Annotated in this window: 13 protein-coding genes; 8 read left to right on the plus strand and 5 right to left on the minus strand. The window is 49.5% G+C overall.

Annotated elements, in window-relative coordinates; translation table 11 throughout:
* Window positions 1-6: 6 nt before the first annotated feature.
* Complete coding sequence (gene glnE, locus MHN31_RS09105) at window positions 7-2802, plus strand: bifunctional [glutamate--ammonia ligase]-adenylyl-L-tyrosine phosphorylase/[glutamate--ammonia-ligase] adenylyltransferase (RefSeq protein WP_239444120.1); 2796 nt, start codon at window positions 7-9, stop codon at window positions 2800-2802.
* A 38-nt stretch (window positions 2803-2840) separates the two neighbouring features.
* Here the strand turns inward: glnE and MHN31_RS09110 are convergent, their stop codons facing one another.
* The 3 genes from MHN31_RS09110 to tolC form a co-directional block, all read right to left on the minus strand.
* Window positions 2841-3449: a TcpQ domain-containing protein gene (locus MHN31_RS09110; protein ID WP_239444121.1), complete on the minus strand. Its 609-nt coding sequence runs from the start codon at window positions 3447-3449 to the stop codon at window positions 2841-2843.
* A gap of 28 nt (window positions 3450-3477) precedes the next feature.
* Window positions 3478-4404: an LpxL/LpxP family Kdo(2)-lipid IV(A) lauroyl/palmitoleoyl acyltransferase gene (gene lpxL / locus MHN31_RS09115; protein ID WP_239444122.1), complete on the minus strand. Its 927-nt coding sequence runs from the start codon at window positions 4402-4404 to the stop codon at window positions 3478-3480.
* Window positions 4405-4568: 164 nt separating this feature from the next.
* The gene (tolC, locus tag MHN31_RS09120; RefSeq protein ID WP_125558125.1) at window positions 4569-5915 is read right to left on the minus strand and encodes an outer membrane channel protein TolC; all 1347 of its coding nucleotides are present in this window, start codon (window positions 5913-5915) and stop codon (window positions 4569-4571) included.
* A gap of 235 nt (window positions 5916-6150) precedes the next feature.
* On the opposite strand from tolC, the gene MHN31_RS09125 reads away from it, so the two are divergent.
* From MHN31_RS09125 to MHN31_RS09155, 7 genes are all read left to right on the plus strand, one after another.
* Window positions 6151-6780, plus strand: coding sequence for an NUDIX domain-containing protein (locus tag MHN31_RS09125; protein ID WP_125558123.1), 630 nt, complete (start codon window positions 6151-6153; stop codon window positions 6778-6780).
* A gap of 24 nt (window positions 6781-6804) precedes the next feature.
* Window positions 6805-7245, plus strand: coding sequence for a DUF1249 domain-containing protein (locus tag MHN31_RS09130; protein ID WP_138536176.1), 441 nt, complete (start codon window positions 6805-6807; stop codon window positions 7243-7245).
* The gene (locus MHN31_RS09135) at window positions 7232-8005 is read left to right on the plus strand and encodes a metallophosphoesterase (RefSeq protein WP_239444123.1); all 774 of its coding nucleotides are present in this window, start codon (window positions 7232-7234) and stop codon (window positions 8003-8005) included. The genes MHN31_RS09130 and MHN31_RS09135 overlap by 14 nt, the downstream gene beginning before the upstream one ends.
* Window positions 7990-8586: a YqiA/YcfP family alpha/beta fold hydrolase gene (locus tag MHN31_RS09140; protein WP_239444124.1), complete on the plus strand. Its 597-nt coding sequence runs from the start codon at window positions 7990-7992 to the stop codon at window positions 8584-8586. Before MHN31_RS09135 ends, MHN31_RS09140 begins: the two co-directional genes overlap by 16 nt.
* Window positions 8583-10472, plus strand: a complete 1890-nt coding sequence (parE, locus tag MHN31_RS09145; protein WP_010383065.1) for a DNA topoisomerase IV subunit B — start codon at window positions 8583-8585, stop codon at window positions 10470-10472. The genes MHN31_RS09140 and parE overlap by 4 nt, the downstream gene beginning before the upstream one ends.
* A gap of 80 nt (window positions 10473-10552) precedes the next feature.
* Entirely contained in the window at window positions 10553-12859 is a 2307-nt protein-coding gene (gene parC / locus MHN31_RS09150) for a DNA topoisomerase IV subunit A (RefSeq protein ID WP_239444125.1), read from the plus strand.
* 223 nt (window positions 12860-13082) lie between these two features.
* Complete coding sequence (locus MHN31_RS09155; RefSeq protein WP_239444126.1) at window positions 13083-13658, plus strand: hypothetical protein; 576 nt, start codon at window positions 13083-13085, stop codon at window positions 13656-13658.
* Here MHN31_RS09155 and MHN31_RS09160 read toward each other — a convergent pair.
* Window positions 13639-14877 carry a hypothetical protein gene (locus tag MHN31_RS09160; protein ID WP_239444127.1) on the minus strand — a complete coding sequence of 413 codons (1239 nt, stop codon included), beginning with the start codon at window positions 14875-14877 and terminating at the stop codon, window positions 13639-13641. The two genes, MHN31_RS09155 and MHN31_RS09160, sit on opposite strands and share 20 nt — an antisense overlap.
* Window positions 14867-15574 (minus strand): response regulator transcription factor, encoded by a 708-nt coding sequence (locus MHN31_RS09165; protein ID WP_239444128.1) that lies wholly within the window; start codon window positions 15572-15574, stop codon window positions 14867-14869. Before MHN31_RS09165 ends, MHN31_RS09160 begins: the two co-directional genes overlap by 11 nt.
* Window positions 15575-15579: the final 5 nt, after the last annotated feature.

Here is a 15579-nt window from a genome sequence, read left to right on the forward strand (position 1 = left end):
TTTTCTATGGATTTCGGTGGCTTGCCCCAGGCTCTTGGGGAGCTGGCAGAGGAACGCTGTCAGGCACTGTTTGCCCAACACACAAGCAACCCAGCCGTGCTCAGGCTACTTGGATTGAGTGATTTTGCGTATCGTATATTGCAGCGTCATCCAGACTGGATTGAGTGGTTGCTGGATCACGAACAAATGCAACAAAGAGCTTGCCCGGCACCACTCACGGAACCGCTCGCGGAACTGGATGAAGCCAGCTGCTTCAGGCAACTGCGTGAATACCGTCAGCGCTACTGGCTTAAGCTGATGTGGCTTGACCTGGTGGAGGGGAATTCAATCGCTGACAGTATTGCCTACCAGTCACGGCTCAGTGAAACGCTGATCGATTGGGCAAACCGTTGGGCACAAGCCAGTGTTGCCAAAAGCAATGGTCAGGTGTGCGATGAACATCAAACGCCTGTGCCTATGCTGGTGTTGGGGATGGGTAAGTTGGGTGGTGGTGAACTGAATTTTTCTTCGGATATTGATCTGATTTTTACCTATCCGCTTGCCAAATCGACTGAAGGTGGACGCCGCAGTATTGAGGCACAGGTGTTTTATACAAAAGTGGCGCAAAAACTCATTGCTGCGCTCGATCAATGTACCGCCGATGGGCAGGTGTTTCGTGTTGATATGCGCCTGCGGCCTTTTGGCGACAGTGGCCCTTTGGTTATGAGCTTTGCTGCCATGGAAGATTACTATCAGGATCAGGGTAGGGAGTGGGAGCGCTATGCGATGCTCAAGGCGCGTCTGCTTGGTGAAGAAAACCCGTACTGGGATGAATTTAAAACCCTGATCCGCCCCTTTGTGTTTCGTCGTTATATTGACTTCTCGGTGATTGAGTCCTTGCGCAAGATGAAGCACATGATTGCTCAGGAGGTTCGGCGCAAAGGGCTGACGAATAACATTAAGCTCGGCGCGGGCGGGATCCGCGAAGTGGAGTTTATTGTTCAGGCGTTGCAAATGATCCGCGGAGGCCGTGAACCGGAGTTGCAAACCCCATCATTATTGTCGGCGTTAGATCAACTTCAGCAGTTGTCTTTGATCCCCCCGGAAGTCGGTAAAGTGTTGTCCCAGCAATATTTGTTACTGCGGCGCACAGAACAATATTTACAGGCGTTTGATGACTGTCAGACACAGACTCTGCCGGATGATGAGCTAGGTCAGCAGCGTTTGGCGGTACTGATGGAGTGCACTCAGTATAGCGACGTATTGGCTATGCTCGAGCAGGCCCAGGTTGCGGTACGGGCTGAGTTTACTCAGGTTATAGGGGAAGAGCCTGAGCTTGGCGAGGCGCTGGCACCGGAATATGTCTCTGCCTGGGAGCAACGCGATATCAGCTATCTGGAATCGCCGTTACCAGAGGCTGTCAGTGCAGCCTGGCAGCAGTCCCTGGAGCAATTTCACCTCGGATTGAGTAAAACGCAAATGGGCACGCGCGGCAGAGATGTGCTGGATAAACTGATGCCGGCTTTGCTCAGCGAAATAACCCGAGCCCCGGTGGCTGAAATACTCGACAGGGTGTTGCAGGTGATCCTGAAAATCGCTTCGCGCACGGCTTACCTGGAATTACTGTTTGAAAATCGTGGGGCATTACAGCAATTGATTAAGCTATGTGCGCACAGTGTCTGGATAGCTGAGCAGGTAGCACGCTATCCTATCTTGCTCGATGAGTTGATCGATCCGGCGGTATTGTACCGGCCGCTGCCGCTGAGCGCCTATTATAGTGAAGTTCAGCAGTACTTTTTACGTATCGACAGTGAAGATCTTGAATTACAAATGGAAGCGCTGCGTCAGTTTAAGCAAACTCAGGCATTACGGATTGCCGCTGCAGATGCCACTGGGGTGCTGGATATCATGAAAGTCAGCGATCACCTGACTGCACTGTCCGAAGCCATTATCGCCAAAGCGGTGGATATCGCCTGGCAACAAATGGTGAGTCGTTATGGGGTACCCGAAGGGGCTGATGCAGAGCACAAAGGTTTTGCCGTGGTGGCCTATGGTAAAGCGGGTGGGCTGGAGCTGGGATACAACTCAGATCTCGATCTGGTGTTTGTGCATAATCGCGATGGTAACAGTGTCACCACCGGGGACAAATCGATTTCATCACGTCAGTTTTATTTGAAACTGGCGCAGCGCTTAATGCACCTGTTCAATACCCGTACTAATTCCGGCATTTTGTATGAACTTGACACCCGCTTGAGACCGGAAGGGAACTCGGGCCTGCTGGCGATTAACATTGAGAGTTTTTATCAATATCAGCAGGAGCAAGCCTGGACCTGGGAGCATCAAGCGCTGGTACGCTCGCGTATGGTGCTGGGCGAGCCCGAACTGGTCACGTGGTTTAATGAGATCCGCCATGAGATACTGTGTCAGCATCGCGATACCAGCACACTGAGCAAAGACATTGTTGAGATGCGCGAAAAGATGCGCGGGCATCTGGACAAGAGCACTGAGGTGGAGTTTGATTTAAAGCAAGGGGTTGGCGGGATGACGGACATCGAGTTTATTGCGCAGTACCTGGTGCTCAACTACGCGCATGCCCATCCGGAACTGGCACGATTCCCCGATAATATTCGGATCTTTGAAATGGCCTATCATGCCGGAGTGATTGACAATGCCACCCAGTCGGCCCTGACTGAGGCATATTGTGAGTTCCGCGATCGTTATCACCTGCATAGCCTTAACGCAGGCGGTCGCAGTGTGGCCATGCATGAGGTGGCTGAGTGGGTCGATACAGTGAAGGTCGCCTGGCAGCGCCTGTTGGGTTAATCGTAGCCGGAGAAGAGACTTTTCTCCGGCCAGAAAGCTTATTTGGTTAACCGACGGCAGTTTTCACGCACAAAGCGAGAGGGCTTTTGGGTGATGATGGCGGCGCGCTGGCGGTGACAAAAGAAAGTGAATACTTCAAACTCAAAATCATCGTTAATGGCGGTGCCGACCTGGTACAGGGTCGAAACAAAGTTGGTATCGACACGGAAATTGTGTTTCACCACATAATCTTTGTCCAGGTACCAGAACAGCTCGATGTCTTCTTGTTTGGCATAGTTGGTCAGCACGCTACGCAGGGTATCGCCACTATCAAAGCGACGCGGTTGGATCTCTCCGGTCCAACGCTGTGGTGCTGGTTTGACTACCAGGCCACGCTGCGCAATTGCATCATCCAATGGGTAAGTCGGTTTGCCCAAGTCCAGTACGTATTTTTCACGCTCTGTATTGCGCTCATTAAAATTGCGTTTAAACCCTTCGTAAAACTGGGTAAATCCGCGTGCGGCGGCATTGGTAGTGTCACGAAATTCCATTGACGGGACATTGCCATACAAAAAGTAAAAGGCGGCCCACACCAACAACACGCCTAACGATAGGTGTTTGGCCCAGAACCACAGATTTGATAAGCGTTTTGAACGTTTTTTAGCCATACTGTCACGACACACTTTATGCTAACGGTTACTCATAATACGATGGCGCATTTTCATTCGGACGTGTTTTAAAGCGTCGGTGTAGCCACATGTATTGTTCCGGGGCCTCACTAATGGCCTGCTCCATACGCTGATTGACTCGAGTGACGTCGGTAAGCGGGTCGTCACTTGGGAAGTCAGTTAGCGCAGGTTGGATTTCTATGTGGTATTTACCCTGCTCATCACGAACGCCATGTAAGCTTAATGTCTCACAATTTTTGCTTCCTGCAAAGAGCAGTGTTCCTGTTGTAGAGGCAGCGTCGGGCACGGCAAAGAAAGGCGCAAATTCGCAGCGATTGCGACCATAGTCTTGATCAGGCAGGTAGTAGCACATTTTTTTGTTTTTCAGCGCCTGTAATAAACCTTTGACATCGCGCTTGCCAATCAGGTACTCATTGGAGCGCAAGCGACCTTTGGTCATAAAGTACTCCATCAGTGGATTGTTGTGTGGGCGGTAAAAACCGATCCCCGGCTGTGCAATACCCAGCACTCTGCCCAGCATTTCCAGGTGTAGCATATGTGGGACTAGCAACAGAACACCTTTGCCATTGGCTTGTGCTTGCTCAACGTGTTCTATTCCCTTTATTGAGCCGACGACCCGATTTAGTCGCCATTGGGGCCACCACCAGGCCATGGAGGTTTCGAAGGTAGCGATACCCGTGTTTTCCATATTTTTCAGTACCATATCAGCACGCTGTTGCGCATCCATAGTAGGAAAACATAAGCGTAAATTGACATCCGCAATACGGCGACGCTTTTTTAACAGGCGGTGCACCAGGCGACCGAGCATTTTTCCCAGCCACAACTGAATACCTTGCGGTAGCCAGGACAGAGCATACAGAAAAAACACACTCAGCCAGGTTGGCCAGAATTTTGGGGCTAAAAATGCCAGCTTAAAGGTGGGGTTGTTAACCAAAGGTGCACTCTCTTTCAAACTTCAAACGGTTAGTTTAGCGATATCGGCTGAACAGCTCAAGAGAGTGATGATGAGCGCGGACCTGATGCGACCTATTTGGCAGGGTAAATCGCAGACAGAAAAAAACCGGCTTGCACCGGTTTTTTGCTCGAGCGAAATTTGGGTTAGCCTGCGACTAAGCCTTTGTTGATGGCCTCTAAATCGCTGCGATTCAGTGTACCAGCCGCTTGTTTCAGCTTCAGTGTTGATAACACATACTGATAACGCAAGTTAGCCAGATTACGCTTAGCGCTATATAGGTTACGGGTGCTTACCAGTACATCAACAATAGTACGAGTACCTACTTCAAAGCCCGCTTCTGTCGCCTGCAATGCACTTTCTGCTGAGACAACCGCTTGCTCTAGTGCGCGATAGGTTGCTACGTCAGACATCACCTGGTTATATGAGGTGATCACCGAGCGTGTAACGTTACGCATAGAGGCTTCCAGATCTTCACTGGCTGCTACGTACAGGGCGCGTGCCTGATCGGTTGCTGCGACTGTTTTGCCACCCGAATAGATGGGCACATTGAAACTCAGGCCGATGCTGGTGCCATCAGTACGAGGTGACAGTTCAGCGCCTTCCGTGTTACCCAAAGAGTCAGAATACGACGCTTGTAAACTCAGCGTTGGATAGTGGCCTGCTTGCGCCAGGTCGATTTGATCCTGTGCAATATCTAGCGCCGATTTAGCGACCTGTAATGACAGGTTTTGTTCTTTAGCTAAGGTAATGAAGTCGTTGGACTGTCTGTTTGGCTTCACGGTAGAAAAGCTGTCAGTATTTAGCTTATCCAGTTTGGCATGGTACTTACCTGTGATGGTACGCAGGGTTTCGCGAGCCGTTTCAACGGTGTTTTGAGCAACAATTTCGTTGGCCACAGATTGGTCGAACTGAGCCTGAGCTTCATGTACGTCTGTGATGGCGGTCAGACCTACTTCATAGCGTTGCTTGGTTTGCTCTAGCTGACGCTCGATGGCGCGTTTTTCAGCCTGTACAAATTCCAGGTTGTCCAGTGCACTCAGTACATCAAAGTAGCCTTGCGCAACACGCACAATCAGGTCTTGTTGCTGCTGCTCGTAGCTGGTCAGCGCCTGCATCGCCTGTTTCTCGGCAATGGTCAGATTCTGCCAAGTGGCCATACTAAAAATAGTCTGGTTCAGAGTGATACTACGCGTGATTGAATCACTCCAAGTATCCACTACGGTGTAGCCTGATGCATCGTTTTGACCGGGTAATGTAGACTCACCATCGTTATCGGTGTAGCTCATTGAAAAACCCAATGAAGGCAACAGATCGCCTAACGCGGAATCTTGGGCATATTTTTGTGCGTCGGCTTGGGCCTTAGCTTTTAATACCGTTGGATCGTTAGCGGTGGCAATTTCGTACACTTGCAACAGATCTTCTGCCTGTGAAGCTGTGCTGGACAGGGCGCAGGCAACACCGATAAACAGAGATAGAATGCTTTTTTTCATTGTTTGCTCAGTCCTTAGACAATTTTTCGTTGTCGGCATGTTACCTTGTTTTAGTCAATTCCCATATAAGGAAAATAGTAAATCGGTCAGAACAAGTGTAACAGAATATAATACTGTGCCACCTGAGACTTCTGGCAGGTAACGAGCAGTAAAATAAGATAAAATTCGAGAATACCTATGATGGGGGTTCAGGGTTAAAAATTAAACCCCGATCAAGAAAAAAATGAGATGAAACATGAAACCAATTGCACAATTTAATCATCAGGACGTCGCATTAGAAGCGCCTAAGCGGTGTTATGACGAATTCTTTAAAATTGACCTGTATAGCTTTAAACATGCGTTATTTGCCGGTGGTCAGTCCCAGACTATCCACCGTGAGATACTAGAGCGCGGTCATGCCGTGGCGGTGTTGCCTTATGACCCTGTGACGGATCAGGTATTACTTATCGAGCAGATCCGCATTGGAGCACTGGCAACCAAAGACTCTCCATGGCTACTCGAATGCATTGCAGGTATGGCTGAGGGCAGTCTGGATTATGAAGGGGTGGTGCGCAAAGAAGCGATGGAAGAAGCTGGACTTGAGTTAGATGAGCTGCATTACATGACATCTTACCTGTCCAGTCCGGGCGGCACGACGGAGCGTTTGTATTTGTACCTAGCTAAGGCTGATCTGAGCCAGGCGGGGGGCATTTATGGTTTACCAGAAGAAGGGGAAGACATCAAAGTGCATGTGATACCCTTTAGCGATGCCATGGCGAGACTGGAAAGTGAGGAAATTGATAACGCTGCCACTGTGATTAGTCTACAATGGTTGGCGTTACACAAACCCAAGATGTTGGCGCAGTGGCAATCTCAGCCGGTATAAAGTGAGGTCGTTTGATCAGCGGTTATGCAAAAAGAATACATCCAGTCTTTACCGAAATACATTACCCTGTGTGAGCGCAATTATTTGCGGGCACTGAAACTGCTGCCTGAAGAAACCGTCGGAAATAGTCGGGAGTTGCACCTTGGGGCCGCAAGTTATCAGATCCGCATTGATGGTATTGCTCGCTATACCACGGATATTGCGGTGGTTCAGAAACAACAGATCAGCGCCCATCTGGATGATTTTGTGTTGTCTGTGCGCCTTTACCACGATGCCAAAGTGGCAGAGGTGATCCATCACGATTTTCACCAGCGCATTAAGCCATCTTATCGCTACCCTAATCCGGACATGCATCATAAAGATGAAAAATACCAGCTCAATGCGTTTTTAGCGGACTGGCTGATGGCGTGTCTCGAAAGTGGCCGGATACCACTCAACTGGGATGTCAATAATGGCTTGGTTTGAACAACGTCATCAGTTTTATGGGGCAGAGTTACGTCTGGCACATATCACAGACAGCCACCTGTTTGGCAGCCGCGATGGATGCTATTTTGAAGTCAATACGGCGAAACATTTCATCAGGGTGCTCAATGCTTTGGCGCAGGAGCAACTGGATGGAGTGGTATTTGGCGGTGACTTAACTCAGGACCACAGTGCGGCCTCGTATGCATTATTCGCTGAGTTGGTGGCGCAATCGGCGCTTGAATGTCCGTTGTTTTGGGTACCGGGGAATCACGATGATCTGACTTTGCTGACACAGATCAGTGAAGGGCAGATCAGTGCTGCCAAGCTTTTACAATGCGAACTGGGTGATATTATGTTGCTCAATAGCAAGGGGCCAACGCCTGCAGGCTGGTGTGAGGCTGAACACCTGACGGAGTTGCAGCGACAATTAAGTGACGGTGATCACGCTGTTTTGACCTTTTGTCATCATCACCCACTGCCGATTGACGGTTATCTTGACAAGCACATGCTGGAAAATGGGCCTCAACTGCTGAATACGTTGGTCAACAGCCAACGCGTTGAGGCGCTTATTCATGGTCATGTACATAATGCGTATAGCCAGTCGTTTCGTTCTTTACCTGTCTACGCCACGCCGGCGACTTCTATCCAGTTCGCTAAGCATACAAGTGACTGGCAGCAGCACAACACTGGCCCTGCTTACCGCCTAGTTCACTGGACAGCACAGGGGTTGCATACTGAGGTCAAATGGCTCACAAACTAATTTATATTCATGGCTTTAATAGCTCAGAGCAGTCCTTCAAAGCGCAGCAGTTAAGGCTGTGGCTTGCGCAGCAAGCGTTTCCCTGTCGCTATCTGACGCCGCGTTTGCACTACGATCCGGCGGTTGCTATTGTGCAGCTTGAGCAATTAATAGATGCAGACACCGCGCTGATCGGTAGCTCCCTGGGCGGGTATTACGCCACCTATCTGGCGCAGCAGCACGGTTTGCGCGCTGTGGTTGTGAACCCGGCGGTAAGACCATTTGAATTGTTGCATGATTATCTCGGTCCTCAGTATAATCCTTACCAACAACAGCATTACACGCTGACGCACCAGCATGTTGAAACTTTGCGTCAGCTCTACGTTGAGTCTCTGCACTCACCAGAAAATATTTTATTGCTACAACAAAGCGGCGATGAAGTGTTACCCTATCAAGAGGCGGTGAACTACTTCAGCGCCAGCCCCGGCCACATTGAATTTGGCGGGGACCATAGTTTTATGGGTTTTGAGCGTTACTTTGAGACCCTAGTCAGGTTTCTTAACATCACCAATACAAGCGAAGAAAATCAGATCCAATTATGAGTCAGCAGAATTATAATGCCGAAGCCATTGAGGTGTTGAATGGCCTGGAGCCGGTGAAACGCCGACCTGGCATGTATACCGACACCACACGACCGAACCACCTGGGTCAGGAAGTGATAGACAACAGTGTCGATGAAGCCCTGGCCGGTCATGCCAGTAAGATCGATGTGATCTTGCATGAAGATAACTCGCTGCAGGTGATCGACGATGGCCGCGGCATGCCCGTGGATATCCACCCTGAAGAAGGGATCCCGGGGGTCGAGCTGATCCTGACCAAACTGCACGCTGGTGGTAAATTCTCTAATAAAAACTATCAATTTTCCGGGGGTCTGCACGGGGTAGGTATCTCGGTAGTGAATGCCTTATCGACCCGGGTTGAGATCACGGTTAAGCGCGATGCTCAGGTGTATCAGATGGCCTTTGAGCACGGCGATAAAGTCGAAGACTTAGAAGTCACAGGCACGGTTGGTAAACGCAATACCGGCACCTCAGTCCAGTTTTGGCCTGACGCCAGCTATTTTGATTCTGCTAACTTTTCGCTCAGCAAGCTCAATTATCTGCTGAAAGCCAAAGCGGTATTGTGTCCTGGCCTGCGTATTCGCTTTATCAATAAACAAACCAAAGAAACGCAGGAGTGGTGCTACGAGTCGGGTCTGGAAGATTACTTAAAAGACAGTGCGAAAGGGTATGAGACCTTGCCGCAAAGCCCGTTTGTGGGCAGTTTCAGCGGTTCAACCGAAGGGGTTGACTGGGCATTACACTGGTTGCCTGAGGGCGGCGAGTCCATTACCGAAAGCTATGTGAACCTGATCCCAACTGCGCAAGGTGGGACACACGTCAACGGCCTGCGTCAGGGCCTGCTGGAAGCCATGCGTGAGTTTTGTGAATTCCGCAACCTGTTACCACGCGGCGTGAAATTGACTCCAGACGATGTGTGGGACAAGTGCAGCTATGTATTATCGGTGAAAATGCAGGATCCGCAATTTGCCGGTCAAACCAAAGAAAAACTATCATCACGCTCTTGCGCTACGTTTGTTTCGGGCATTGTAAAAGATGCCTTCAGTCTGTGGCTAAATGAGCACACAGACACCGCCGAAGCCCTGGCGGAGTTGTGTATCAGCAATGCGCAGAAACGTATGCGAGCAGCTAAAAAAGTGGTGCGTAAAAAGGTCACCAGTGGCCCGGCATTACCCGGTAAATTGACCGACTGTTCTGGCTCAGAAACCGAGCGCTCTGAGCTGTTTCTGGTGGAAGGGGACTCGGCGGGCGGTTCAGCCAAACAAGCGCGCGATCGTGAGTTTCAGGCCATCATGCCGTTGCGGGGGAAAATCCTGAATACCTGGGAAGTCGATTCCGGGCAGATCTTGGCCTCGCAGGAAGTTCATGACATCTCAGTGGCCTTGGGTATTGACCCGGACTCTGAAGACCTGTCAGCGCTGCGCTATGGCAAAGTCTGTATTCTGGCCGATGCTGACTCCGACGGACTCCATATTGCTACTTTGCTGTGTGCCTTGTTTGTTAAGCACTTTCCGGAGCTGGTACGTCGTGGTCATGTGTATGTGGCCATGCCACCGCTGTTCCGTATCGATGTCGGTAAAGAGGTGTTCTATGCGCTGGACGAAGATGAAAAGCGCGGCATATTAGACCGCATTGAGGCAGAGAAGAAGCGCGGTAAAGTCAATGTACAGCGCTTTAAAGGATTGGGTGAAATGAACCCGATGCAGCTGCGTGAAACCACTATGGATCCAAATACCCGCCGTCTGGTGCAACTGACCCTGGATGAGCCAGAAGAAACGCTCGAAGTGATGGACATGCTACTGGCGAAGAAGCGTGCCGGCGACAGAAAGAGCTGGCTGGAACAACATGGTGATAAAGCAGAAGTTTAAGCTTGCTGCCAAGAATTGAATTCGGATGATTACGCCAACGCGATAACTCGTGTGCGGTACAACAAACAATAAGGTGTATCATGACAGATCCGCAAACCCTGTCCTTGCAGGGGATTGAACAACTGGCGATGGGCCGCTTCACAGAAGACGCCTATCTCAATTACTCCATGTATGTGATCATGGACCGGGCTTTGCCGCATATTGGCGACGGTCTGAAGCCAGTACAAAGGCGTATTGTGTATGCCATGAGTGAGCTGGGCCTGTCGGCCGCGGCTAAGTATAAAAAATCAGCCCGTACTGTGGGTGATGTGTTGGGTAAATACCACCCACACGGTGACAGCGCCTGTTACGAAGCCATGGTGTTGATGGCGCAGCCGTTTTCTTACCGTTACCCGCTGATCGATGGCCAGGGTAACTGGGGTGCTGCTGACGACCCTAAGTCATTTGCAGCAATGCGTTACACCGAAGCGCGTTTGTCAAAATTCTCAGAAGTCTTATTGAAAGAACTGGGTCAGGGCACCGTTGACTGGATCCCTAACTTTGACGGCACGATGAATGAGCCTATGGTGCTGCCAGCTCGGCTGCCACATATTCTGCTCAATGGCGTTACCGGCATTGCAGTAGGCATGGCTACCGACATTCCACCGCATAACGTACGCGAGCTGGCTGAAGCCTGCTGTACTTTGCTGGATAAGCCAAAAACGACTCTGGAAGAAGTACTGGAGATGGTCCAGGCGCCAGATTATCCGACCGAAGCTGAAATCATCACACCGAAAGCGGAGATCCAGAAGATTTACACCACCGGACGTGGTTCCATCAAAATGCGTGCGGTGTATGAAGAAGATCAGGGCGAAGTGGTGATCACTGCGCTACCGCATCAGGTGTCTGGTGGCAAAGTGCTGGAGCAGATTGCTGCACAGATGACTGCCAAAAAGCTGCCTATGGTCGCCGATCTGCGCGATGAATCAGACCATGAAAACCCCACCCGTATTGTGGTGGTACCGCGTTCAAATCGCGTCAAAGTTGAGCCGCTGATGGCGCACCTGTTTGCCACCACAGATCTGGAAAAGAACTACCGGGTTAACCTCAACATGATTGGCCTGGATGGTCGTCCTCAGGTCAAAGATTTGCGCACTATCCTGGCCGAGTGGCTGGTGTTCCGTCGTGATACGGTGCGTCGTCGCTTGCAGCATCGCCTCGATAAGGTGCTGGCACGCTTGCATATTCTTGAAGGTTTAATGATTGCCTTTTTGAATATCGACGAAGTGATTGAGATCATTCGTACTGAAGACAAGCCAAAAGAAGAGTTAATGAACCGCTTTGGGCTGTCGGACAAACAGGCTGAAGCCATTTTAGACTTAAAGCTGCGTCACTTGGCGAAGCTTGAAGAAATGAAGATCCGCGGCGAGCAGGATGAACTGAGTGCTGAACGTGACAAGCTGGAGCAGACACTGGGCTCAGAGCGCAGAATGTCGACGTTGCTGAAAAAAGAAATTCGTGAAGCCGCCGAGTTGTACGGCGATGAGCGTCGTTCACCAGTTGTTGAGCGCCTTGAAGCTAAAGCTCTAAGTGAGAAAGATCTGATCCCGTCGGAATCAGTCACTGTGGTGCTGTCTGAAAAAGGCTGGGCCCGGGTTGCTAAAGGTCACGACATTGATGCTGAAGGGCTTAATTATCGCGCCGGGGACAGCTATAAAGCGTCTGCGAAAGGCCGTAGTAATCAGCCTGCGGTATTCCTCGACAGCTCCGGCCGGGCATTTGCTACCGATGCACATAGCCTACCATCCGCTCGTAGCCAGGGGGAGCCGATGACAGGTCGCTTTAATCTGGCTGCGGGGACTAATTTTGAACATGTAGTGATGGGAGAAGAGCAGTCGCTCTACCTGATGGCGACTGATGGGGGTTATGGTTTTATTGCTGAGTTTAACGACCTGGTCAGTAAAAACAAAAACGGTAAGGCCCTGGTCAGCATCCCTAAAGGGGCAGAGCTGATGGCACCCATCACCGTAGGCGATGTGGCTACCGATCGTTGTATGGCGATCTCTAACGAAGGCCGGATGTTGATCTTCCCATTGCGCGACCTGCCCAAGTTGGCCAAAGGTAAAGGCAATAAGATCATCTCTATCCCGAGCGCCAAAGTGCAGGCCCGTGAGGAGTTTGTGAAAGTGCTGGCAGCAATACCTGATGGCTGTGCCGTGACCTTACATGCTGGTAAGCGAAAACTTACGCTTAAACCTGGCGATCTGGAGCACTACTATGGTGAACGAGGTCGTCGCGGTAATAAGTTGCCCAGAGGCTTGCAACGGGTCGATGGGTTTGAAATTGAATTCAATGGCCAGGATGCCACAGACTCGCAAGACAACGAGCTGTCATCAGACGAATCTTAATCTATTAGCAGGCATAATGCTTATTATGCCTGCTTGCTCCCTCCTTACTCACACTCGCTGACATTTACCTCATCACCCGATTTAGGTTCTATCTTCACATACCTAGGTATTTCAAAGTCGTTGTCTTTTATTATTTTTTGTTCGAAAGACTCAATTTAAGTGTTTGATTAAAATAGCTGTATGTTCAAAAATATTGCTGTGAACAGGACACAGTAAGGCGATTATGCAGAGGTTAAAGGCTCCACTAAAATTGGTATGTCTGACCATGGCGGGCACTGTTTTGGCTGGGTGTAGCTACTTTTGGGATCATGATATCGAGCTAAAGGGCTGTTTTCCTGCGCTTGAATACCGTATCTCAGCCGCAGATGAGCCCATTTACCGAGCATCATTCATTGATAGTCACAATTCACTGATTGCTGCAGGTTACGATTTCTATGTGGTCAATTATTATATGCCGTCATCTTATGCCGGAGAAAATGGGGAGTCACTGCGGCAAAAGGTGATACAGATGTCAGGCAACTACAACATGAATGGTGACATGGTTATATCTGTACCTAGCTGGGGTGAGAGGTATCTGGGTGGGAGTGCAATTGCCTTGAATTTCTCCATTGTCTATCAAGGAGAAAATGGCGTGTTTGATGCCTACACAATGGGAGGCAAGGGTATCGCATTACCGCAAGGGCTCAGTGCGCACTGCAAGGAGAGGATTGCCGATGCATGCGAAGGGCGGCTCTGCCGGTTTTTAAAATATCTGGATATAGAGCCGTCGCGCCAAACGTTCAGGGGCCAGGTTTCTTAATACTCAGTGAAACGCTAAATACCTGGTTGTTGTGTTGGGCATCAAAGCCCACATTAAATTTATCCATCAACGCGGTTACTAACTGCAGTCCCAGACCAAAGTTTTCATGAGTCGATGTTTCATCCGGCGTTTGCACCGTGGGATTGCAGAAACGGATCTGGGATGGGCTGATGCTAATCTGCCAGTATTTATCGGCCTCTGATGTTTGGCAATGATGGATCACATTGGTTAATAGATTCAATATAACCAGTTCTAAAACGGTCTCAGGGACTGGCAATTTGAGTGCATTGAGCGGATCCGGCTCATTAATTCGCATATTAATTTGATGCAGGGCTATCAGTGCCTGAGACTCCGATAGAACGGTGTCGAGTATATGGCGGACCTGTGTGGTATGTTGCTCTTCTGCATCTGATGTAAGCCACAGCAATGCACTACTGATCCGGTGCATTCTCGCAATGGCCTTGTCGAGACGATGATATGACTTTAGTGAGGCTATTTCGGGTGTTGAGGCACTGATCAGCTCCATCGAGTGCGACATCACTTGCAAGGGCGTTCTTATCTCATGGGCCATACCTTGATTAAAGGCAATTTGCTGCTGCAACAGGTGTGTTTTTTGTTCCAGTGCAGTCACTAATTTTTTTGCAATGATTTGAATATCTTGTTCTTCAATGTCGCACAGTGCGGCTTTGAACTCATTGATGTGCAAGTGCTCAGAAGCAATGGCATGGTGGATTTTGCTAAATGGCTGCAGTGCTTTTTCAGAGAGCTTATTAGAAAACCAGTAGGTCAGAAGTAATGTGGGCAGCAACATCAACAATAAAATTACCAAAATATCATCGATGGCGCGGGATATGATCCCCAACTCTGAGCTATTGAGGAGCAGGACGCCAAGATCGGTTTTCATAAAATGAAAATGCTGATTACCCTGGTTAAATTCTCCAAAGTGCGCGTCAAACTCAAAGTATTTAAGCTGCTCACTGTCAGACAGAGTGAAGGTATCGGTCTGTGTGACTAAGGTCATGTTAGCGGGTAATGATCCACCTTGCTGGATCACGTGATAGGTCTGCTTAAGTTGATCTTTAAAAACGGCATCTTCCAAAGCAAAGACAATAAACAGGGTCATACCTGAAAAGAGCAAGAACAGCGTTAATGCGAGCCATAAGCTGTGTTGCCTGACACGTGAGAGTAAGGTGGGTTGACTTGATGAATTAAACAACATGATTCCTGGCCAGGGTAAATTTGTATCCGACTCCTTTGATCGTCTCGATAAAATCTTGATCGAAGTGGGCTTTGAGTTGTTTTCTCAGTTTGTATATGTGTGCTCTGAGTGGGTCGCTGTCTGGCGTTTCATCTGGCCATAAATGGGCATGGAGCGTTTGTGTTTTTACCACGCCTGGAGCCTGAGAAATAAGCAATTTTAATATCTCATAACCGATATTATGTAGCTGCAGGCTTGTGTTCTGATAGGTGAGCAGTAATGTCTCCGGGTCGAGTGTCACATCGTCAAAGGTAATGACATCGGTTGGCGTTGTTGGTGGCATTGATTTCATTAATCCAACGTCGATCCGGGCAGTCAGCTCGGCAAAAGAGAAGGGTTTTTTTAAGTAATCCCAGGCACCACTGGCAAAGCCTTGCAGGATGTCTTGCTCGTGGCTACGAGAAGACATCATGATCACCGGGATTTTAGCTAAATGCTGGCCCAGTGCGTTGTCTGACAACTGACGGCAGACTTCGTAACCATTCACAAATGGTAAGTTGATATCTAACAAAACGAGTTGATAACGGTTTTGCTCCAGTAAAACGAGGGCTTGTTTACCTGTGTAGGCAAAGTCGAGTTCATGTCCTTTGGGTTCCAAGAACTCAGCAATGCCTTGTGCAATATCCATATCATCTTCAACTACCAGAATATGCGCCATGTTTA

The sequence above is a fragment of the Pseudoalteromonas sp. McH1-42 genome, assembly GCF_022347845.1.
Lineage (GTDB): Bacteria > Pseudomonadota > Gammaproteobacteria > Enterobacterales > Alteromonadaceae > Pseudoalteromonas > Pseudoalteromonas rubra_D.